This is a genomic window from Staphylococcus sp. TCBT05 (assembly GCF_055179755.1).
In genome coordinates this window covers 1,035,785-1,057,838 of record NZ_JBUQDQ010000005.1, presented here as the reverse complement: position 1 = coordinate 1,057,838, position 22,054 = coordinate 1,035,785, and the positions used below count along the sequence as shown (strand labels likewise).

The 22,054-nt window shown below is 31.6% G+C and carries 17 protein-coding genes; 7 read left to right on the top strand and 10 right to left on the bottom strand.

Features of this window, described 5'->3' with window-relative positions; translation table 11 throughout:
- Window positions 1-178: 178 nt before the first annotated feature.
- Window positions 179-1,570 (bottom strand): TcaA NTF2-like domain-containing protein, encoded by a 1,392-nt coding sequence (locus ACY191_RS04695; RefSeq protein ID WP_229366605.1) that lies wholly within the window; start codon window positions 1,568-1,570, stop codon window positions 179-181.
- Between the two features lie 304 nt (window positions 1,571-1,874).
- Window positions 1,875-2,339, bottom strand: a complete 465-nt coding sequence (locus tag ACY191_RS04690) for a MarR family winged helix-turn-helix transcriptional regulator (protein WP_229366604.1) — start codon at window positions 2,337-2,339, stop codon at window positions 1,875-1,877.
- Window positions 2,340-2,542: 203 nt separating this feature from the next.
- Between ACY191_RS04690 and ACY191_RS04685 the strand changes: the two genes are divergently transcribed.
- Window positions 2,543-3,514 (top strand): YdcF family protein, encoded by a 972-nt coding sequence (locus tag ACY191_RS04685; RefSeq protein WP_463269910.1) that lies wholly within the window; start codon window positions 2,543-2,545, stop codon window positions 3,512-3,514.
- A gap of 94 nt (window positions 3,515-3,608) precedes the next feature.
- Here ACY191_RS04685 and ACY191_RS04680 read toward each other — a convergent pair whose 3' ends face one another.
- Together ACY191_RS04680 and ACY191_RS04675 are read right to left on the bottom strand one after the other, a co-directional pair.
- Window positions 3,609-4,277: an ABC transporter ATP-binding protein gene (locus ACY191_RS04680; RefSeq protein WP_229366602.1), complete on the bottom strand. Its 669-nt coding sequence runs from the start codon at window positions 4,275-4,277 to the stop codon at window positions 3,609-3,611.
- Window positions 4,277-5,329: an ABC transporter permease gene (locus ACY191_RS04675; protein ID WP_229366601.1), complete on the bottom strand. Its 1,053-nt coding sequence runs from the start codon at window positions 5,327-5,329 to the stop codon at window positions 4,277-4,279. The genes ACY191_RS04680 and ACY191_RS04675 overlap by 1 nt, the downstream gene beginning before the upstream one ends.
- A gap of 150 nt (window positions 5,330-5,479) precedes the next feature.
- Here ACY191_RS04675 and ACY191_RS04670 point away from each other — a divergent pair, with 150 nt between their 5' ends.
- Both ACY191_RS04670 and ACY191_RS04665 read left to right on the top strand, forming a co-directional pair.
- The gene (locus tag ACY191_RS04670) at window positions 5,480-6,154 is read left to right on the top strand and encodes a response regulator transcription factor (RefSeq protein WP_229366600.1); all 675 of its coding nucleotides are present in this window, start codon (window positions 5,480-5,482) and stop codon (window positions 6,152-6,154) included.
- The gene (locus ACY191_RS04665) at window positions 6,147-7,532 is read left to right on the top strand and encodes a sensor histidine kinase (protein ID WP_232165235.1); all 1,386 of its coding nucleotides are present in this window, start codon (window positions 6,147-6,149) and stop codon (window positions 7,530-7,532) included. Before ACY191_RS04670 ends, ACY191_RS04665 begins: the two co-directional genes overlap by 8 nt.
- 832 nt (window positions 7,533-8,364) lie before the next feature.
- Here ACY191_RS04665 and mqo read toward each other — a convergent pair.
- Entirely contained in the window at window positions 8,365-9,843 is a 1,479-nt protein-coding gene (mqo, locus tag ACY191_RS04660; RefSeq protein ID WP_107512697.1) for a malate dehydrogenase (quinone), read from the bottom strand.
- Window positions 9,844-10,371: 528 nt separating this feature from the next.
- Here mqo and ACY191_RS04655 point away from each other — a divergent pair.
- Window positions 10,372-11,523, top strand: a complete 1,152-nt coding sequence (locus tag ACY191_RS04655) for a glycosyltransferase family 4 protein (RefSeq protein WP_229366598.1) — start codon at window positions 10,372-10,374, stop codon at window positions 11,521-11,523.
- A gap of 382 nt (window positions 11,524-11,905) precedes the next feature.
- Here the strand turns inward: ACY191_RS04655 and ACY191_RS04650 are convergent, their stop codons facing one another.
- Window positions 11,906-13,507 (bottom strand): L-lactate permease, encoded by a 1,602-nt coding sequence (locus ACY191_RS04650; protein ID WP_042739314.1) that lies wholly within the window; start codon window positions 13,505-13,507, stop codon window positions 11,906-11,908.
- A 305-nt stretch (window positions 13,508-13,812) separates the two neighbouring features.
- On the opposite strand from ACY191_RS04650, the gene ACY191_RS04645 reads away from it, so the two are divergent.
- Window positions 13,813-15,501 carry a CDP-glycerol glycerophosphotransferase family protein gene (locus ACY191_RS04645; RefSeq protein ID WP_107513064.1) on the top strand — a complete coding sequence of 563 codons (1,689 nt, stop codon included), beginning with the start codon at window positions 13,813-13,815 and terminating at the stop codon, window positions 15,499-15,501.
- A gap of 100 nt (window positions 15,502-15,601) precedes the next feature.
- Here ACY191_RS04645 and ACY191_RS04640 read toward each other — a convergent pair whose 3' ends face one another.
- From ACY191_RS04640 to ACY191_RS04630, 3 genes are all read right to left on the bottom strand, one after another.
- Complete coding sequence (locus ACY191_RS04640; RefSeq protein ID WP_229366597.1) at window positions 15,602-16,399, bottom strand: hypothetical protein; 798 nt, start codon at window positions 16,397-16,399, stop codon at window positions 15,602-15,604.
- 97 nt (window positions 16,400-16,496) lie between these two features.
- Entirely contained in the window at window positions 16,497-17,006 is a 510-nt protein-coding gene (locus ACY191_RS04635) for a hypothetical protein (RefSeq protein ID WP_229366596.1), read from the bottom strand.
- A gap of 271 nt (window positions 17,007-17,277) precedes the next feature.
- Window positions 17,278-17,796 carry a GNAT family N-acetyltransferase gene (locus ACY191_RS04630; protein ID WP_042739311.1) on the bottom strand — a complete coding sequence of 173 codons (519 nt, stop codon included), beginning with the start codon at window positions 17,794-17,796 and terminating at the stop codon, window positions 17,278-17,280.
- Between the two features lie 284 nt (window positions 17,797-18,080).
- Here ACY191_RS04630 and ACY191_RS04625 point away from each other — a divergent pair, with 284 nt between their 5' ends.
- Complete coding sequence (locus ACY191_RS04625) at window positions 18,081-19,070, top strand: acrylyl-CoA reductase family protein (RefSeq protein WP_042739310.1); 990 nt, start codon at window positions 18,081-18,083, stop codon at window positions 19,068-19,070.
- Window positions 19,071-19,697: 627 nt separating this feature from the next.
- Window positions 19,698-21,062, top strand: coding sequence for a glucose transporter GlcP (gene glcP, locus ACY191_RS04620; protein ID WP_229366595.1), 1,365 nt, complete (start codon window positions 19,698-19,700; stop codon window positions 21,060-21,062).
- 643 nt (window positions 21,063-21,705) lie between these two features.
- On the opposite strand, the gene ACY191_RS04615 is transcribed toward glcP, so the two are convergent.
- Window positions 21,706-22,038: a hypothetical protein gene (locus ACY191_RS04615; RefSeq protein ID WP_042739308.1), complete on the bottom strand. Its 333-nt coding sequence runs from the start codon at window positions 22,036-22,038 to the stop codon at window positions 21,706-21,708.
- Window positions 22,039-22,054 lie beyond the last annotated feature (16 nt).

Genomic DNA, 22,054 nt, shown 5'->3' with positions numbered 1-22,054 from the left:
AATTATATCTTTAGCGCATGACTTTTTAAATACCTTACTACAATATATTCAAAAAAGTTTTCATTTCAGTTGATTGTATATAATTATTCACTTTGTTCTATACTTGTAATATAAAAAATAGTAGCGAAGTCATCTATTGTTATAGACAACTTCACCACTATTCTGAGTATGTTTTCAACTATGATTCACTATAATTTACTACCTTTAAATCATCAGCATCTTTACTACCTTCTAATTCGTAGCTAACATTACCATATTCACCATTCGCCTTGAAGGTTTGACCCGTCACATAAAATGTTTTTCCAACACGTACGATATCTGTAATCTGAGGTTGTTGAATATATAAAGCATTTTGAGATGCTATATCTTTTTTAGTTTCTTTATAGTTTGCTGAATTCTTCTTTAAGTAATCTGATATTACGCTGAAATCATTTTGACTACTTGCACTGTTGAGTGCTGTTGTATATTTACCGAAAAAATTAACAACCTTATTTCTAAAACTGTTTTCTTCTTTCTCTTTTTTCTTTACATATTTATCAATTTCATCTTCATCAAAATTCAATGAAACATGGGTATTATCACGAAGATTATCTGTTTTTACAGTTGTTGCAGATGACTTAAATGTTTTCTTTTTAGCTTGTCCCTCTGCAGAAATCGTAACTTCTTGTGTTTTTGGATATGGACCATATGATTTATCCTTTTTGTATTTATAGGTCTTATCATTTATTTTGACTTTAACTGTATTTTTATCAATGTTACTAGCTCCGTTCAATTCTACTTGAATGTATGCTTCATTAAAGTCTTCAGTAACGTCAATTGTTTCATTATTACTATTGTTAAAGTTAAATTTCAACTGACCACTGAATTGTCCATTTTCCATTTCCTTTTTAGCATCAAGTTCATAATCACCTGGAATAAACTTACCTAAGGAAGTGGTCTTATTCTTATCAGCTACTACTGTTTTTTGTTTATCTTGTGATTTAAATTTATATGTAGTATCGTATTTCGGCTTAACAATTGCCTCTTTCGTTGGTGCAGTAAAGCTCATATTGTCGAACAAGAAATAGCGGCGTCCATTTTTACTAATTCGCAATACCTTCTCACCATTTTTAGCTGTTACGAAGCCCGCTTCTTTCGTCGAACTCTTATTAAGCTTAGTAATCTTGTTATTGACGTCTTTAACAAATTGCTTCATACCGACTTCTTTTTTAATATATTTTATATATGCTGTTGCTTCATTTTCATCAACACTATTATTTTGTGAACTTAATAACGTAGAAAGCTTTTGCGTATCATTATTTTCAATTGCATTGATTAATATTTCAGATTGAGCCTCAGGAGAGTTAAAATTCCTAACCAAAAAGAAAATAATAATAAGTAAAACAATGATAAAAAATGCAATTCCAAAGGGTATAATTTTACGTATTTTCAAATTAGATGTAGAATTACTTTCTTTAGTTGCTCTCGTCATTTCGTTATCATTCGCTCGCCCTTTAATTCGATGGCCACAATGACGACATTTTCTTTGTCCATCTCGCATATTTCCCCCACACTCAGGACATTTTTGCATTTTATCACCTCTGTAATCCTGAATTTTTTACACTATCTCGTTATTTTAACATAACACAACGTGAAACTATATCATTCTATAGATTGTTAGTAATTTGTAATGTCATTGCTAAAAAGCAATTTCTATAGATATCCTTTTTTATTATAAATTTAATCGGTAAAAATTGATATACGTATTTAGTCTTAAAGAAGTGATCAATTGACATAATAAAACGATTGTCACTTTATAAATAAGCGTCAATCGTCACTTAAACTCCAATTGCTACAAAATATATCATAAGTAAACTAAATTAGATTTGTCATCACTAAAAGTTATTCTCAATATTAACTTGCTTTATTCTATGATCAATTATTTCTAAAACATAACGTGCTTGTTCTATTTGTTCATCTGACAGATCACTGGAAAGATTGCCTACAATATCACTAATGACTTGCTTACTTTCAATGTTAAATTGCTTTCCCAATTCCGTAAGCTTGATATATTTCATTCTTTGATCCATACTATCTTCTGATTTATCCCATTGTACTAATCCAGCATTGATGAGTTTCTTTATTCTGCGACTTACTGCAGCTTTATTTACACCTTGTCTATCAGTTATTTCAGTCAAAGACAGTGCCTTCTCATGTTCTAACATTCTAATGACATATGCCTGTTCTTTAGAGACATGATATTCTTCACGTATTTTAACAGATAGATTTGCTAATAACGTATTTATATCATTTAAAAATTCTTTCATAAATTCAATATGGTTATTTATATCTTTTACCATGTTTCGTCACCTCTATATCCCCTGTTATTACCTTATTCTAATTTATTCAAATATACATTTATATAACTAATATTGTAAACCTTTTCATAAGAATCGTTAATTTCTACAAATTTTCCACACATTCAGTCTAAAATAATAATTACATTTGCTAATTTAAGCGGTATAACTTACATTAAATATACAATTGTAATTCGAGGTGACCCATGAACATACTCCCTATATTATTATCCTTTATGATTATTGTCATATGCATTGGCATGACTTTTAATATTAATCTATTCGTTCGTCTTAATTTTTTTATTACCCAGGTAATATTAGGATTTATCGTTATAATAATTAACATTGGCGCTCATACATACCCCATTGCTTTATTAATAGCTATGGCAATCGGTATAGCGACACTTTGCTATAGACACAATAATTTAAGATATATTGCTGCAGGTCGCTTATTTTTACAGCGTCTTGGAAAAATCATTTATAAAGTTGGTTTATTTGCTGCTGCTTGTGCATATATCTCTTTAATACCCATTGCGTTTAATGCTATCTTTTATTGGCTAGCTGCTATTGCCTTTAGTACTATTTATGCATTTTTATGTTACGCCGTATGTACATCAAGTTTCTCAAGAGTATCGGTTAACAAAGAAATTGATATAATACTTATATTGGGAGCTGGTATTTTCACAGAACGCGTTACACCAATGTTAGCAGAACGACTCAATAAAGCGCTCGATATTTTTAAAGAACATCCAACAGCAACAATAATTGTCAGTGGCGGCCAAGGTCCAGACGAGCCAATATCCGAAGCCTTAGCAATGAGTAGATATCTAGTTGATCATGGTGTACCTAAATCTCAAATCATTATGGAAGACCGATCTACGAGTACCTTTGAAAATATTCAGTACACAACTGCACTATTGAACAACATACAAGATAGGTCAAAGTCTATCATTTGCATCACGAGCCAATTCCATATATTACGTGCACTGAGATTTGGACAAAAATTCCACTTAAAACTCTCTGGTGCAGGTAGTCATACACCCTATCATTTCTTAGAAATCGCCTTAGTCAGAGACTTTTTAGCGTTAATGTATCAATATAAATTCATTTTAACAATCTATTTTGCCTCATTATTCTTTATTTGCATCATGGCTTTATGGCATATTCCAACTTGGTAAAAAAATGAGGTTGAGACATCGTTATTACATTAGAATAACGATTGTATCTCAACCTCTTACTTATTTCACAATAACGCAAACACTCTATTTTTGATTAATTTGAAATCACTTTGCCTTCATCTAATTCGATTAACTGATCAGCATATGAAAATAAGCGTCGATCATGTGTAATCATTATTCCAATTAACCCTTGCGTCTTAACTTCATTAGCGATCATTTCAACTACTTCTGTTGCACGTTTTGCATCTAAACTAGCAGTTGGTTCATCAGCTAGAATTAACTTCGGTTGATTCATAAACGCTCTCATAATTGCAACCCTTTGTTTCTCTCCACCCGATAACATATTAGGATAAGCGTCTAACCGATGTTGCAAACCAATACGTGTTAATAGTTGTCGTGCTCTATCCTTCGCTTCTCGTTTAGACATTCCCGCTTCTATCCCTACAGTGACTAATTGATCTATCACTGTTAAATAAGTTATCAAATGTGAAGATTGAAAGATAAATCCTATATCATGTAAACGCATGCTACTCGCCTTCTTCAAATCATTATACATTGCATGGTCATTGTATATAATTTCACCAGCACTTTGCGTTAATAATCCACCTAATATATTTAGTAACGTTGTCTTTCCCGAACCTGAAGAACCATTTAATATAATAAATTGTCCATTTTTTGCAGTAAAATTAACTCCCTTTAAAACGCGCGTTTCTGATGATCCATTACCAAATGATTTATGAACTTCTTTAACTATTAAACTCACTATTCTCTTCCCCCTATAGCTTCTATTGGATCCACGTTAAATAATTTAACTAAAGATAATAATGCTCCTATCACAGCAACTACAATAAATACCGAAAATACTAATAATAAATTTAATAATGTAATATGAAATGGCATCGTCACTGGCATTATGGTAGATAATAGTAAAATAATCCCAATCGCAACAATAGTGCTAACCATTGTCGTTCCAATAATCTGTACTAATAATGCATTGATGAGATGACGTGTGCTTATACCAATCGCTTTTAATATACCTATCTCAGCGGTCTTTTGTATTGTCATTACATAGAAGAAAGCTGTAAGTACAATTGCTGAAATAACAAATAAACTGATTACCATCATATTTAATGGTGACTGTTCTGCCTGATAACTTGGTATCGCATTTTTAACATCTGCCTTATCATTAATAGCTATACCAGATATTTTTTTCAATGCTTGTTGGTCTTTTTTAGATATATTTATTAATGGATAAACCGTACTCGCCTTTGTATTTAATTTGTTGAACCCTTGATTTGAAATCACTACAACTGAGCTGTGTGCGTACATCGTATCGTTTATCTCACCGGTAACTTTTAACTTTGTGCCTGATTTCAATTGAACTTGATCACCAATAGTCAGACCTTGTGCCTTTAGTTTTTCATTAATTGCTATCTCATTATTTTTCGTTGGATAACTACCTTTAATTAATTGAGGTTTGTCTTGTTCTAACAAATTAATCATCGTAACTGTCTCTTCATCATCATTTAATTTCAATGTTTGTGAGGCAAGTTGTAATGGTTGTTGATTAATGATCTGTTCAATCTCTTGTTGTTTGTGATGTTGAATATTGGATTGTTCTAATTGTGGTTTTTTATTGTCCTCCATCACAAATTTTTGTGCTTTCATATTATCCAATAGTGACACATTCTCTCTAGCTAAACCTTGAGCAAGTCCGCTGATAAATAACACCATTGTTGCAAGTAACAAAATGATAAACATAATTAAAATATAACGAAATCTATAATATTTCATTTCTTTCCATGCAAGTTTCATATTGAAAATTCACTCCCTATTCGTTGTTATATTAATAAAGTTACAACGCTTATATGAACTCAATATGAACTGATGTGCATATTTGGAAATTTGTTTAGTAGTTATAGTTATGTTTATAATTACAATAAACTAATGGAGGAGACGTAAAAGATGCCCACTTGTTTAATCGTTGATGATGATACACAAATCTTAGATTATGTAGCTAAACATGTTAAGAATGAAAGTATAGATACAGCAATCCATGAAAATGCTGAATCTGCCCTAAAATATTTAGAGCATAATCAAGTCGACATTGCTATTGTTGATATTATGATGGATGGCATGAATGGATTTGAATTATGCCAGCATTTAAAGGAAGATTATCAATTACCGGTAATCATGCTCACTGCACGTGATGCCTTGAGTGATAAAGAACAAGCTTATTTAACCGGAACTGACGATTATGTTACGAAACCCTTTGAAGTTAAGGAATTAATCTTTAGAATTAAAGCGGTACTTAAGCGTTATAATATCAATGCTCAAAATGAATTAACTTTTGGCAATTTAACTTTAAATCAAGCATATTTAGAAATTACAGCAAATTCAAAAACCATGTATTTGCCTAATAAAGAATTTCAATTATTATTCCTGTTGGTTTCTCACCCTAAACAGGTATTTCATAGGGATGACTTAATTGAACGAATATGGGGTTTTGACTATGCGGGTGATGAAAGAACGGTGGATGTCCATATTAAAAGACTCAGAAAACGTTTAGAGAAACTTCAAACATCCGTAAAAATTCAAACTGTTCGCGGTTTAGGTTATAAGGTGACAGATTATGTTTAGATCACTGTACATTAGAATTGCAATTTATACGATTGTTGTCATGCTATTAAGTGCTATTATCAGTTTTTTCATAACAAATATTATTTATCATAATACGCTTAAAGCGAATAACGATGCTAAAATTATGCGCACACTTAAAGATGCAAAAAGTTTTCAACAAGATGCCAATATGAGTAACTTGAAACCTTACTTTAAGCACCTAGGAGAAATGAATTATCAAATTATGACCGTTTCGTCTTCAGGTGAGAAGCATTTTTATGGAGAAAGATTTCGTACAGATAATGTTTCTACACAAGCAATTAAGGATGTTTTAGACGGTAAGGCATATCATGGAATTAAACATCTTCCATATAATCCAATTGTGACAGGATTTTTTGATAACACGACTAAAAATACTGTCGGAGTACAATTCAAATCGCATAAACAACATTTAGCGGTCTTTATGAGACCTGATATTGGTAAAACGTTTGGTGAATTCAGAATATTTTTAGCTATATTAATTAGTTTGTTACTATTTATATCAATTATTCTCACCATCACATCTACTTATTCCATTATAAAACCTGTACAACAACTCAAAAGAGCAACTGAATATTTGATGAATGGCGATTTCAGTAAACCGATTCGAATTACTAGGCATGATGAATTAGGAACACTACAATATCGTTTTGAAACTATGCGTCAGTCACTTAAGCAACTCGACGATATGAGACAGTACTTTGTGCAAAATGTCTCCCATGAGATTAAGACCCCCCTCACACATATCCATCATTTATTGGATCAATTAAAGCATAGTAAAGACCATGAAACTGCTAATCACTATATTGATGAAATTCATCAAATTACAACACGTTTAAGCGACCTAACAAAAGCACTACTATTATTATCAGAGTTGGATAATGCTGAGCACTTAACCTTTACAGACACCATTCAGTTAAAGGATTTATTACAAAATATTATTCGTCATGAGCAATTTTCCGCAAATCAAAAGGAATTAATGATTATGACAGAATTAGCAACAGTTGCATTGATTGGAAATGAACGTTTGTTACATCAAGCATTTCAAAATATCATTACTAACGCAATTAAATATTCCCATCAACATGGCGTAATAGAAATTAATTTAACATCAACTCAAGATGAGATTATTTGTTCTATTACAGATGAAGGCGAAGGCATGTCACTAGAAACACAAGAAAGGCTATTCGAACGTTTCTTTAAAGTACGTAGTAATGATAATAGTAATGGGCTAGGCATGGCAATAACTAAAGCGATTATTGAATTGCATGATGGCACAATTAAGGTAGACAGCAAGCCACAAATTGGCACTAGTTTTACCATCTCATTACCTCGTAATAACACAAGGCATACAGATTAAATTAATTATGTTATACAAACTTACAAATTCTCTTATTTTGAGCGTATTCCTATAAATATTTACTATAGGTCAAATATTTATAGAAGAAACTACTTAACAAGCCTTAATTGTTGTAGAAGATATTTGATGCGCTTACTAAAGTTAGAGCGTCAACAAACCACAATATTGTAAATGAAAGAGTCTAGGTTATAATTCCCCAGTATCAATACGCCGTATTGTGATTGCTCGCTTACCTAGGGGGATGGGTCGAGCCTTGGTCTCGACACCCACCCTACTCCCTCAGGTGTCTCGCAATCAATCGTTTTCTTCCGAACAGAGAATCTAAAGCACTTTAACTGATCGTATTCTTAGTACAAAATCAAACGCCTTCTTATAGAACGATTCATCGCTTTAGAGTGAATCCAATTATGGATTGATTGATCAAGTGACTTTATAATGAATTAATCGAAACAGACATTATCTCTGAGATAAAACAAGAAAAAAATAACGAGTTAAATGAATTCAAAGACATTATTAATCGTAAGAATAAATAAAAAAAGCAGTTAGAAATTATTGGGAAAATGAAATCATTACGCTAAAACTGACCACGATGCAACGTTCATGAGAATGAAAGACGACATAAGAAAAATAATAGCACTAAGTGATAATCAATTTGAAAATAATAGAAAAAACGATGATTTTTACATTTTCACAGTAAAAATCATCGTTTTTATTTTAGTCTGAAAGACTAATGACCAAGACTCTTTTCTAGGATTTATCTCCCAAACTCATATACTTATCAGCTATACAAGTGCCATCAGTTGTTATTAACACTGTGACAAACTCATAGTTATTAATCAATTTTTAAATTCTGCTTAATTTCTTCATTAACTTGTCGATATAAGGCTTCATTTTCTGATAATCTTTGTCCAAATGAAGGTATAATTTCTTTAATTTTACCTTCCCAATTTGAAAATTCATCCTTATAACAGCGTTTCAATAAATCTAACATTATATCTACAGCAGTAGACGCACCTGGCGATGCACCTAATAATGCTGATAGTGATCCATCTTCTGATGTGATTACTTCAGTACCAAATTGTAAAGTACCCTTACCAGATTCTGTATCCTTAATCACTTGAACACGTTGTCCAGCAACAACTACTTCCCAATCTTCACTTTTGGCATTTGGTACAAACGTTCTTAAATCTTCCATACGTTCTTCATTTGATAACGTTAATTGCGAAATTAAATATTTCGTTAAATTAATTTCTTTCACACCCGCAGATAACATTGTAATAATATTATTTGGTTTAACAGACTTAATTAAATCCATATTAGAACCCGTCTTTAAGAATTTAGGTGAGAAACCAGCAAACGGGCCAAATAATAGTGTTCTCTTGCCATCAATATAACGTGTATCTAAATGTGGCACTGACATCGGTGGCGCACCAACAGAAGCTTTACCATAAACCTTCGCTAAGTGTTTCTTAGTAATCGCTTCATCTCTACAAACTAAGAATAAGCCACTTACAGGGAAGCCGCCGACATGTTTAGATTCTTTTATACCTGTTTTTTGTAATAATGGTAGACTTGCTCCACCTGCACCTATAAAGACAAAGTCACTTTCATATATTTTAACTTCATTTGAAGTTAAGTCTTTCACTTTAACTTCCCATACACCATCTTTACGTTGCTTTAAATCTTCAACTTGATGTTTATAATTTAATTCAACTTGTTTATCAGCTAAATTATCGAATAATTTTTTAGTCAACGCACTGAAGTTTACATCTGTACCTGTTTTATCATATGTAATTGCCATAGGAACATGTGACGTACGACCTTCCATGATAAGTGGTGTCCATTCAGCAATTTTTTCTTTATTATCTGTAATTTCCATATTGCTAAACAACACATTTTTATTTAATTGTTCAACACGTCTTTTTAAGAAATCAACATTCTTAACACCTTGTACAAAACTCATATGTGGTACCGGTTTGATAAATGATTCTGGATGATCAAGTTGACCCTTTTTAACGAGATGGCTCCAAAATTGTTTTGAAATTTGGAATTGCTCATTTATTTTTATCGCTTTTTCAATATCTATAGATCCATCTTTGTTTTCTTTTGTATAGTTCAATTCGCATAACGCAGAATGACCCGTGCCCGCATTATTCCATGCATTTGTGCTTTCTTCTGCTGGTGTAGACAATCTTTCAAACATCTTAATTTCTTTTTCAGGTGCTAGTTCTTTTAATAAAGTTCCTAATGTTGCACTCATAATTCCGCCACCAATTAAGATGACATCTGTTTTGCTATGTATTGTACTCATAACAAACACAGTCCCCCTTTTATATATGATTATAGAACGTTATCTATTTCTAAAACTTAGAAAACAAACACTTCCACTAGCTGAATAAAGCGTTTTCTATAGATAAAAAATAAAAAAGCACATTTCGTTATTATATATAATAAAAAGAACATCGCTATACGATATTCTCTTCCATACTCTTCTAATTATATACGTAATTGTCGAATGAAAAAAGAGATTTCGGAAATTCTACACAATTTTTGTTGATAAGTGTAAACTAAAGAATATGAATAAAAATACATTAAACACTGTCATCATGCACTTTTTCACTATTTAAATCCACTTAAATTCACAGAAATTTTTGTTGAAATTCAAACTGATTATAATCTCAATTTTTAACATTAACCCTATCCAAGTGTAAAAATGCAACATATATCCCTTCTCTAATAAACAAATCTCATTTCCAACTACGACTTAATTCATTTTAAAATGTAATTCATGCTATAATTAATTTTAATTTATGACAAGTAACTTTTGGGGGTTTTTCTGATGAAATCAATCACTTTTTTTATGCATAATGTTTATGCAATGGGTGGTACAGTAAAGTCTATTTCACAATTGGCCAATACTTTAGCTGAAAAAGGACACCAAGTGACAATCATTTCTGTATTTAAATCGAACGATTATCCTTATTTTCAACTTCACGAGTCGATTAAGATTAAACCCTTAATTAATTATCAACTTAGACTATCAAATTTATGGGATATTATTTTCAATCGAATAAATAAATATACCTCATTTACTAAACCGAAGGAATTATCAAAGTTTGAACCTGGTCTAAATCAGTTTTCACATTATATTGAGAAAAAAATGATTCACGCATTAAAGCATGTTGATACAGACGTCATCATCGGTACACGTGCTAGTTTTAATATCTTAATAGCCCAACATGTTCCTACACACATAGAGACTATTGGTATGGAACACATGAATTTGGATGCTCATCCTGAGCCATATCAACTTGAAATTATATCTGCTTACAAAAACCTAGATAAAGTTACGACTTTGACAACCATTGATCGTGAAAAATACCAATCAAGATTACAAACACCAGTATTCGTTGTTCCTAATATTATTGATGAACCAAGGCTATACACTTCAAAATCAAAAATCATCACTGCAGCAGGTCGTCTAGAATATGAAAAGGGATTTGATTTACTTATCGATAGTATCAATCCAATTCAACATACAATTCGACAGTTCGGCTATCAAGTCTTTATATATGGAGAAGGTCAAGAACGCAGTAGTTTACAGAAACAAATAAACACATATGCTATGACTGATATTATTAAGTTACAAGGGTCAACACAAGAACTAAATAATAAATTGGCTATGAGTGAAATTACTGTTATCCCTTCTAGAAATGAAGGTTTCGGTATGGTGATTTTAGAAGCAATGAATCAAAGTAATATTGTGGTTAGTTTTGATGGCAATACTGGTCCAGATTCAATTATTGAAAATAATATCAATGGTTATTTAATCGAACATGGTAATATCGAAGCACTTTCTAATAAATTACGTCGTTTAATTAATCAAGAGTTTAAAGAGCACGTTATTTTAAAAAATGCTCATAAGACAGTTGAACAATATACACCACAAGCTATCTACAACGATTTCTTAAAAATGCTCAACTCCCATTAATGTTATTTTCATAGGTTCGTTTTTGCTATAAACTATAATAAAATAGTGAATCATACTTGTTTCACTATTCGTTTATTCAACTATGTTCTTTAATGTAAGTCATGTGACCAATGCTATATTTTAACAGCATGCTAATACCTTGAATGTTATAGTGAATGAGGTTTTATCTCTTAAGACATAATCATTAATCCAATCAATTCAATCTTGAAAACAAAACAAGACACTTCGTTAAATTCTCATCCATACGACTGAATTTGCGAAGTGTCTTGTATATTTTCAAAAATACAACATTCCATTGGTCTTATTTTATTTTCTTAATCTGCATTTATAAATGCTTTTGTTCTATTAAACGTTAGCAATCACTTGTGGTATTAACATTTCATTATAAGAATAAATTTAATATATATGTCCATACGCAGATGAAGATTAACATCGCAACACTGTATTTCAATGTCATTTTCAATAATTCTGATTCTTTACCTACCTCTTTAACAGAAGCTGTCGCAATTGCAATGGATTGTGGTGAAATTAATTTAGCTGCAACACCACCAACTGTATTTGCAGATACTAACAACGCACCGTTTGTTCCTATATTCTGTGCTACTGAAGCTTGAATTGGTGCAAAGAGTGAGTTGTTGTTAACAACTGAACCAGTCATAAATACACCTAACCAGCCAAGTATTGGTGATAATAATGGGAACATCGCACCTGTCTTCGCAATACTTTCTCCTAAAGCCATACTTAATCCAGCATATGTCATTAATTTAGATATTATTAAAATAAAACAAATTGTAAGAATAGATAACCACAACTCTAAAAATGTTACTTTAAATAGGCGAATTGCATCTTTGAAGTGCACGTTTTTAGACATTAAAACCGTAATGATAATAACTAGTAAAATTGCAGTACCTGTTTGGCCAATAAAGTTAAATGGCAAAATAATACTTTTCTTTGCTATATCACTATATGTGCCTGGAATTGTAATATTGGCAACAAGTGAAGATAATGCACCTCCAGGAAGGAATAATGCTTTAAATTGCGGTGAACTCCAAATCATAACGATAATTGTTAAAATATAGAATGGACTCCATGCATAAGCAATCGCTTTAACACTATGTTTCGTTGGCATAGTTGGTGCCACATCACTTTGAATTCTAAAGATGTGTTTAGGTTGGAATTTTTTAGAAAATAGCGCTAATGAAACCATCGCAACTAATGGTGGAATAATGTCTGCTAATTCTGGTCCAATAAACACAGTAATTGCTGCTTGCGTAATTGTATAGCTAATGCCAACAACTAAAATTGCTGGTAACGTTTCTTTGACACCTTTAAAACCATCTACTATCCAGATTAATAAAAATGGAATAAACATATTTACAATAGCCAATGTTAATACAGAAATCTGTGAAACTTGCATACTTGTTACGTTTCCAGATAAATTCAATGTATCAATGATTTGTACTGGTATACCAATCGCACCGAATGCACCTGCTGAAGCATTCGCAATTAAACATAACATTGCTGCTTTTAATGGTTGGAAACCGAGTTGTGTTAAGAGTAATGCACAAATTGCAATTGGAACACCAAATCCAGCTGCGCCTTCTAAAAATCCATTAAATGCAAAGGCAATTAGTAAGATTTGTATACGTTGATCTTGAGAGATATTGGCAATACTATCTTGAATTGTCTTAAATTGCCCACTCTCATTTGTGATTTTATAAAGTAATACTGCCATGATAACAATATAACCGATCGGAATAATACCTTGATAAACACCTTCAATCATTGCACCTGATGCTATAGGTATCGGTAATTTAAATAAGCCAATTGCAATAACTAATGTCACTATGACTGTAGTAATCGCTGCGTAAATACCTTTCATTTTAAAAACAGTTAAACATAATAAAAATAAGACAATAGGAATTGCTGCTATAATACTTGATAATATAACGTTATTAAACGGGTTAAAACTTTCTACAAACATTTTGACTCACTTCTTCTTTCTCTATAGTTTAAAACTTAGCTAGCAGTTGTTTTAGTTTTGTTTGTGATTTTTTTCACAAGTTTATTATAACATGACTTTTAATGAATACAACTGTTTTTTTAAATTTTTAAATAGTTTTTTACCAACTATTTTAGACAATGCAAAAGCATCTTTAAAAATCAACATATAATCTTATATTTTGTTCCATAACACTTATTTTCTACTTGTTTTTAAGGGGATGATTTTATCTAATTTGTGCTACATGGTAAAATAAGCTCAATAACATTTATGCAGAGGGATTTAACATGATAAAACAATTTGAACTTGAAACGTGGGACTTATCAGAACAACAATTAAATAAGTCATTACAAGAAGGCTACACTCATTTTGTAGTCGTAAACAAAAATATTAAATTATATAAGAATATGTTTAAAGCTGTTGAACTCAAGCCTTGTACAATTGTTGCTGACTATACAGTGAATCAACAATATATAAATGACTGCCATTATTTTGGTAAATCAATGATAAATTTTAATGATTGGATAGAAAATATTAATCATTATCCAAATGTAATATTTCATATTGAAACGAGCTTAAAACTATTGCAGCAGTATACTATTACCAAAATATTTGATTTGGCCTTATTATCATTGCTACAAGAAGATGTGGCTACTGATAGTCATGTCGTATTTGATTTTAAAAAAGGATTTAAGACAAGTGATTCTGTGTGGGAAATTGTGCATCATTTTGAACCATTAAACACCACAGCTTTCAATTTAAATAAATTAGCATATCTGCATGAGCATAAAGCACCTTTCAAAGGGAACGCTACGTTAGCACCAGAGGATATGAGATTTACCGATAAATTATTAAATTCGTTTAATTTTAAATTACCACATTGGATATTCAATCCAATTCAGCAACATTCCATTAATAAGCACCATGCCCAAAGTTATATCTATACAAAAGATCGTTCAAAGTTACAAAATCACATCGTCTTTTTAGGTTTTGACTATGGCTTTAGAGGTAATTCGCGCTATCTATTTAATCATTTTGCAAAGCACTTTAATAAATTACCGATTTATTTTGTAACAGAAGATGTAAATGGTCCTAACTTTATTAAGCCAAATGATCCTAATACAAAATCATTAATCGAAACGGCCCAAGTTGTTATATTAGAGAGTTATATTCCAGATGACCTCAAACCAAACGGCACAATCATACAATTATGGCACGGTACACCAATCAAAAGGTTATTTTTAGATAGTCCAGAACCCTATCAAAATTTAAATATTTATAATTATCGTGCGCGAAAATACAACAAATGGTTGCAACAAGATTACTTTGTATGTGATTGCGAGGAAATTATCGACTACTTTAAAACAGCTTTCCCACAGCAACAAACAAATTTATTAAATTGCGGTTACCCTCGTGTTCGCTATTTACTTGATAAACAAAGTGATCAACCTTACTTATCATTTATTAAGAAAGAATTAAAATTAGATCCAGAAAAGCCTATGTTACTCTATGCTCCTACTTGGAAAGCAAATGGAGATCATGCAGATTTACTACCGATTAGTGATGGTCTGTTAAATAAATATAATGTTGTCTTCAAAGGACATATTGAAGATACATCTGACTATGTTCCAGAAAATGCAATCATAGCGCCTAGTCATATTGAAATTCAGGATTTATTACTTGTTTCTGATATCGTATTAACGGACTATTCATCCATCATCTTTGATGCTTTAACAATTGATAAGGTGGTTTGTCAATATACGCCAAATCATGCAAAATATGTTGACGAACGTGGTGTGTATGATGATGTAATGCATTCACTTGCAACAGTACGTTATAGCGATTCAAAGGCATTATTAAATGATTTAATTAGTTATCAAATGACCGAAATTCATAACAATGCCTTTGTAAACAAAGATAATCATGCTTTCGAAACATTATCACACCTGATTCAGAAAGCGATTAAAAAATCATAATTAAATATTATGTCATACAAAAAGATGGTTTCCTTTAGTTAAAGGAAACCATCTTTTTAATGATTGGGAACATAAAGTTTCACACTTTATTACTTCCAAATTATTGTTGGTATGCAGGATCCACAATTCTCACTACACCTTGTTGATCAACTGTTACAATTGAGTACGTTCCCGGTTGTGCTTGGTTTTGGAAACTAAAGATATAGCTGTAATTACCATCGCTACCCTCAATACTATAATCGTTGTACGGATTGTTTTGTCCATTTTGTGCATTAATTTCAGCAGTTGCTTGCTCTAATGAATTTTGGAAATTCGGTAAACTTTGTAAAGCTGTCTGTGAATCTACATTTCCAGAAGCAATATTTTGTGATACTGGTACTGCATTCTGTCCTTGATATGGCGCCACATACTGTGATTGTGATCCACTATTATTAGAATTAGCTGTTGATGCAGCTGAATCATTTGCATTACTATTTGCTGCTCCATTTGAAGAAGCACCATTTTGATCTGTTGATGCTGAAGAAGCACCATTCGCATTTGAACTTGTATCAGCACTGTTACTATTGCTGTTTCCACTTGCATTATCATCATTGTTTGAAGCATTGTCCCCTGATTGACTATCAGAATCATTACTTGCACTATCTGAATCAGAAGCGCCTCCATTTTTGTCACTGTCACTATTTCCATCTTTACTAGAATCTTTGTCAGAATCTTTACTTGAGTCTTTGTCAGAGCTATCATTGCTCTTCTTGTCATCACTCTTAGAATCTTTTGACTTATCGTCTGTTGATTGCTTATCCTTTGAGCTGTCATCCTTTTTACTGCCATCGTCACTGCCATTTGAACAAGCAGCTAATGCTAGAGATAAAGTTAAGAAACCTGCTAATAGTTTTTTCATGATTGAAGACCACCTTTACTTTATTGTTTTACACTTTGATGAAGATAAAGTAGTTAGAGCCAATAAGCCCCAACTACTTCATTAAACAATTCTATAATTATGATTCAGTACCACCTGAGCCACTATCACTTGATTGACTACTTGTTGAACTGTCACCTGAATTGCTTGAACCGTTGTCACTTGATTGACTACTTGATGAGCCATCACTTGAATTACTTGAACCACTGTCATTTGATTGGCTACTTGATGTATCATCACTTGAATTGCTTGAACCACTATCACTTGATTGGCTACTTGATGTATCATCACTTGAATTGCTTGAACCACTATCACTTGATTGGCTACTTGATGTATCATCCGATTTGCTTGAGCTACTGTCACTTGATTTACTATTCGAGCTATCTGAACTACTTGAACTATCATCGCTTGATTTACTATCTGAACTATCTTTTGATTCTTCAGTTTTGTCTTTAGCTTTGTCTTTTGCTTTCTCTTCAGTTTTTGCCTTTTCAGAACCTTCGTCCTTTTTGCTACCTTCGTCACTACCATTTGAACATGCTGCAAGTGCTAAAGATAAAGTAAGAAAACCAGCTAAAAATTTCTTCATTTTTTTGAAAAACCTCCTAATAGTTTTCATACTCATACTAGATATGTAAATCATCATCATTCAATATGCATATCTCGATGAGTATAGTAACGTTATTCACTTACAAAAAGATAAATAAACGCTTTTATTGGAAATTTCTCCGATTTTTATAAAAAAATGATATAAACTAAATAAAGTTTAACTAACTATTACATTAAATTAACTTTCCAGATTGTTCTTAGTAAAATCAAATTATTAGTGTATTTTTACTATACTATATTTTGAAAACGCTTTACAACTTTTTCTCCATTACCAAATCTGAATCAACTACACTACCTGTTTGAAACTCATGTCTTCCAACCACTTTTAAACCATGCTTTGTATAAAATTTTAATGCAGGTTCATTATATTCCCACACACCTAACCAAATTTTTGTTTTATTTAATTCTTTTGCTTTATTTTCAGCAAATTCAATAATATCTTTACCTCTTCCGCCACCTTGAGCATGAGGTAAAAAGTAAATACGTTGTATTTCTAGATATTCTTCACCCATATCTTCAGTTTGTGCTTCAAGAATATTTAATTTAAAGTAACCTGTAACTTCCCCATCTTCCTTATAAAAATAAGTATAGGAGTGTTCATTTTTCAATTCTTGTGTTAATGTCTCAATATTATATGCTTCCTCAAAATATTGATTAAAGTCATCTTCAGAATATCCACCATTCTCGAACGTTGTTTTAAATGTTTTGATACTAATATCTCTTAATATATCTAACTCTGATTCTTTAACTGCTTCTATTTGAAATGCCATTGTGCTATCCCCTTTTTTATTTCCTTTCTATATATATTAAATCAAAATGTACATTTCAATAAAGAAATATCATAATATTTACATGTTATTTTACTATTAATGGAACAAAATATTTGTTATAGTTTGAAATAATATTGTTTAGAAATTAATTTTAAAATAAAAGCGCTTACCTAAAAACATTGATATTTAGCCATATTGTGTAATATTCAATTACATGATAAAGTGGTTAGTGTTTTTTAATTGTTCATATAAAAATTACATATAAAAGGGAGTGCCATAAGGCAATGACTGAAACATTTAAAGCCTTTGTAGTCGATGAACAAGACGGCAAAGTAACGAATCAAATTAAAAATTTAACTATAGATGATTTACCTGAAGGAGAAGTATTGATTAAAGTTAAATACTCAGGTATCAATTATAAAGATGCTTTAGCTACAGTCGCTAATTCTAAAATTGTACAATCATATCCTATGATTCCAGGTATTGATTTAGCTGGTGTTGTTGAAAAATCCGACACGCCTGCATTCAACCCAGGTGATGAAGTTATCGTAACGGGTTATGATTTAGGTACAAGTCGTTTTGGTGGCTTTAGTGAATATGCTCGTGTGAAAGAAGAACAAATCGTTCAATTACCTAAAGATTTAACTTTAGAAGAATCAATGATCTATGGTACTGCGGGCTATACTGCAGGACTTGCCATTGAAAAATTAGAGCATAACGGCTTGTCTGTTGAAAATAAAGAAGTATTGGTACGTGGCGCTACAGGCGGTGTAGGTACATTATCTGTAATGATGTTAAATGCGATTGGTTATAAAGTAATTGCAAGTACAGGAAAAGACAACGCAGAAGCACAATTAAAAGCATTAGGTGCAAGAGAAGTTATCTCACGTATAACAAAAACTGATGACAAACCACTTGGCAGCCGTAAATGGCAAGCTGTGATTGATCCAATCGGTGGGGATACACTATCACAACTTATCAAACACTTAGATTATGATGGTAGTGTAGCTGTGATTGGAATGACTGGTGGAAATCACTTTGATAGTTCTATCTTTCCTTTCATATTAAGAGGTGCAAACATTATTGGTATTGATTCTGTTTATACTGAAATGAAAGTACGTAAACATATTTGGAGAAGATTAGCTAGAGACTTAAAGCCAGCTCAATTACATGATATTAAACAAACGATTAAGTTTGATGACATTGAAACACATATTAATAATGTCCTAGAACATAAAAATTCTGGACGTATCATTATTGATTTTGAAGCTTAGTTATTGATTCATTATATGCTTTAACTAAAGTAAATTCCTTAAATATATAAAAGATTCACAAGCTGATATATAAGACACCTCGTTAATTTAGTTTAAATGTATTTATTAAATTAGCTGGGTGTCTTATTTTTTGATGTATAAAATTTCAAGTGTGAATAGTGTTTACGTATCATTAGATAAAGTAAATAAGTATCGAGTTCAAGACGCTTCCCTAGTTTATAACTTAGTCTAAGTTATATACGGAAGGTTTCTAAAAATATAACCAACAATCTAACTTATAGTTGTAACCCTTATGCATATTCATTTATAAATTTGAATTTAAAATCTCATTATAGTTCTTTCTCTACTCCTCTTGTTCTATCACTTCATTACTATTAATCATAACTTATTAAATTAAGTTGCTTTTCCATTTCCTAAAATTAAACATATTTTAGACAATACGCTCTACAAAATCACAATACTTACCATTAATAACTCTGTTTATTTTACACTTTTAAAATCAAATCAAATTAGGCTAGAATTGCATATAAATATCTTACAATAAATAAAATTCTTATTCTTTAATATTTACAACCTTTTTATGAAAGCGTATACTTATCTTTGTCTAAAACAATCAGGAGGTTCTATATGGGAATTAAAGTTAATAAGAAGCTCATCTTTTTCCTAGGTGCCTTGGGAGGATTACTCTACGGTTATGACATGGGAGTAATTTCAGGTGCATTATTATTTATAAAAGATGACATACCATTAAACAGTATTACAGAAGGATTAGTTGTATCATCCATGTTGGTTGGTGCGATATTTGGCTCGGGTGCCAGTGGTCCAATGTCCGATAGACTTGGACGAAGACGCGTTGTATTCATTGTTGCAATCGTCTATATCGTTGGGGCATTAATCTTAGCATTAGCACCTTCAATGCCAATACTTGTATTAGGTCGTTTAGTTATCGGATTAGCTGTCGGTGGTTCTACTGCCATCGTACCTGTATATTTATCTGAAATGGCGCCTACTGAACAACGAGGTTCACTTAGTTCATTAAACCAATTAATGATAACAATTGGTATCCTTTCTTCATATTTAATCAACTATGCATTTACACCAATTGAAGGTTGGAGATGGATGTTAGGTTTAGCGGTATTACCTTCATTAATTTTATTAATAGGTGTTGCATTTATGCCTGAAAGCCCTAGATGGTTACTTGAGCATAAAAGTGAAAAAGCTGCGCGTGACGTGATGCGATTAACGTTTAGCGAAAGCGAAATAGATAAAGAAATTGCAGATATGAAAGAAATCAATCGTATTTCTGAAAGTACATGGAATGTATTGAAGTCACCATGGTTAAGACCAACGCTAATAATAGGTAGTATATTTGCCTTATTCCAACAAATCATTGGTATAAACGCAATCATTTATTACGCTCCTTCAATCTTTAGTAAGGCAGGACTTGGGGATGCTACTTCAATTTTAGGTACAGTTGGTATTGGGACAGTTAACGTATTGATTACTATTATTGCAATTATGATTATTGATAAAGTTGATCGTAAACGTTTATTAGTAATTGGTAACATTGGCATGGTCGCTTCATTATTAATCATGGCAATATTGATTTGGACAATAGGTATTCATGCGTCAGCTTGGATTATCATCCTATGTTTAACATTATTTATTATTTTCTTTGGTTTCACTTGGGGTCCAGTATTATGGGTTATGCTTCCTGAATTGTTCCCTATGCGTGCACGTGGTGCTGCGACAGGTATTGCAGCATTGGTATTGTCAATCGGAAGTTTATTAGTGGCTCAACTCTTCCCAATTTTGACTGAAGTATTATCTGTTGAACAAGTCTTCTTAATCTTTGCAATTATTGGTATTGGGGCATTAATCTTTGTTGTTAAATATCTGCCTGAAACAAGAGGCCGTAGTTTAGAAGAAATTGAAGCTGATTTACGTTCAAGAACAAGTGCAACAAATGCACAAATTGAGGAAAATAAATAACATGCTCTGCACATTAAATATTTTATTATGAGCTCTATTAGTAAACTGCTTTGAGAGAAAAAATGTTAGTTTTAGACTGTTAATAGAAAGGTCACTCAAGTAACCTTGTCAATATTTCATAGTATTGTATATAAAATAAGACTGGGAGATAAATACCCAGCATTAAGCCCATCAAAGATTTTAAATCTTTGATGGGCTTATTATTTATATCAATACTAAGTATTGTCATTGTTTGCTTACCTAGCGGACTGGGGCGAAACTCAATCTCTACAATCACCCTATTCCCTCAAGTGTCTCGCAAACAATACGCAGTTCTTATATGTTATTACTACAAAAAATAAGAATTTAATAATGAATTAATTGAATCAGAAATTATCCTAGAGATAAAACAAGAAATCCATAACGAGTTAAGTGATGAAGATTTAAATAAAATCACAGATCATTTATCATCGATTTTATTTTAGTCTGAAACGCAAATGTCCCAGACGCTTTTAGCGTTTATATCTTAACTTCGTAATTGACTATAAATGTACTAATAATAAAATAGGGAATATGCTATGTCTATTTATAGCTTTCATCATCAAATCTTTACGTCTACTCTTTAATTATTTCCCTGTAATAAATGTGAATTATTAAGATCTTATTATTTACTAACAATCTTTTCTTTAACATAAGTGACGAAATCTGCTAACCTCTTATCATCCATATCACTCATCTTAAATGTTCCAATACTAAATGTAATATTTAATGTTCCTTCAGTGACATCGATGGCTTGGACTTCGTCATAACCAATATTTCTATAGTAAAATTCGCCTGCCATATCGACATTCAATATCAATCTTTCATTCGTCGCAATATAAGCTGCTTCGAATACTTTAACTTCGCCATTTACTGGATATGGCATATTCCCTAATACGGACGGTCCTTGCTTTTCAGTAGGAAATAAATCTGCTGGATTCACTTTGTCTAATATCATTTTATATGCTCCTTTA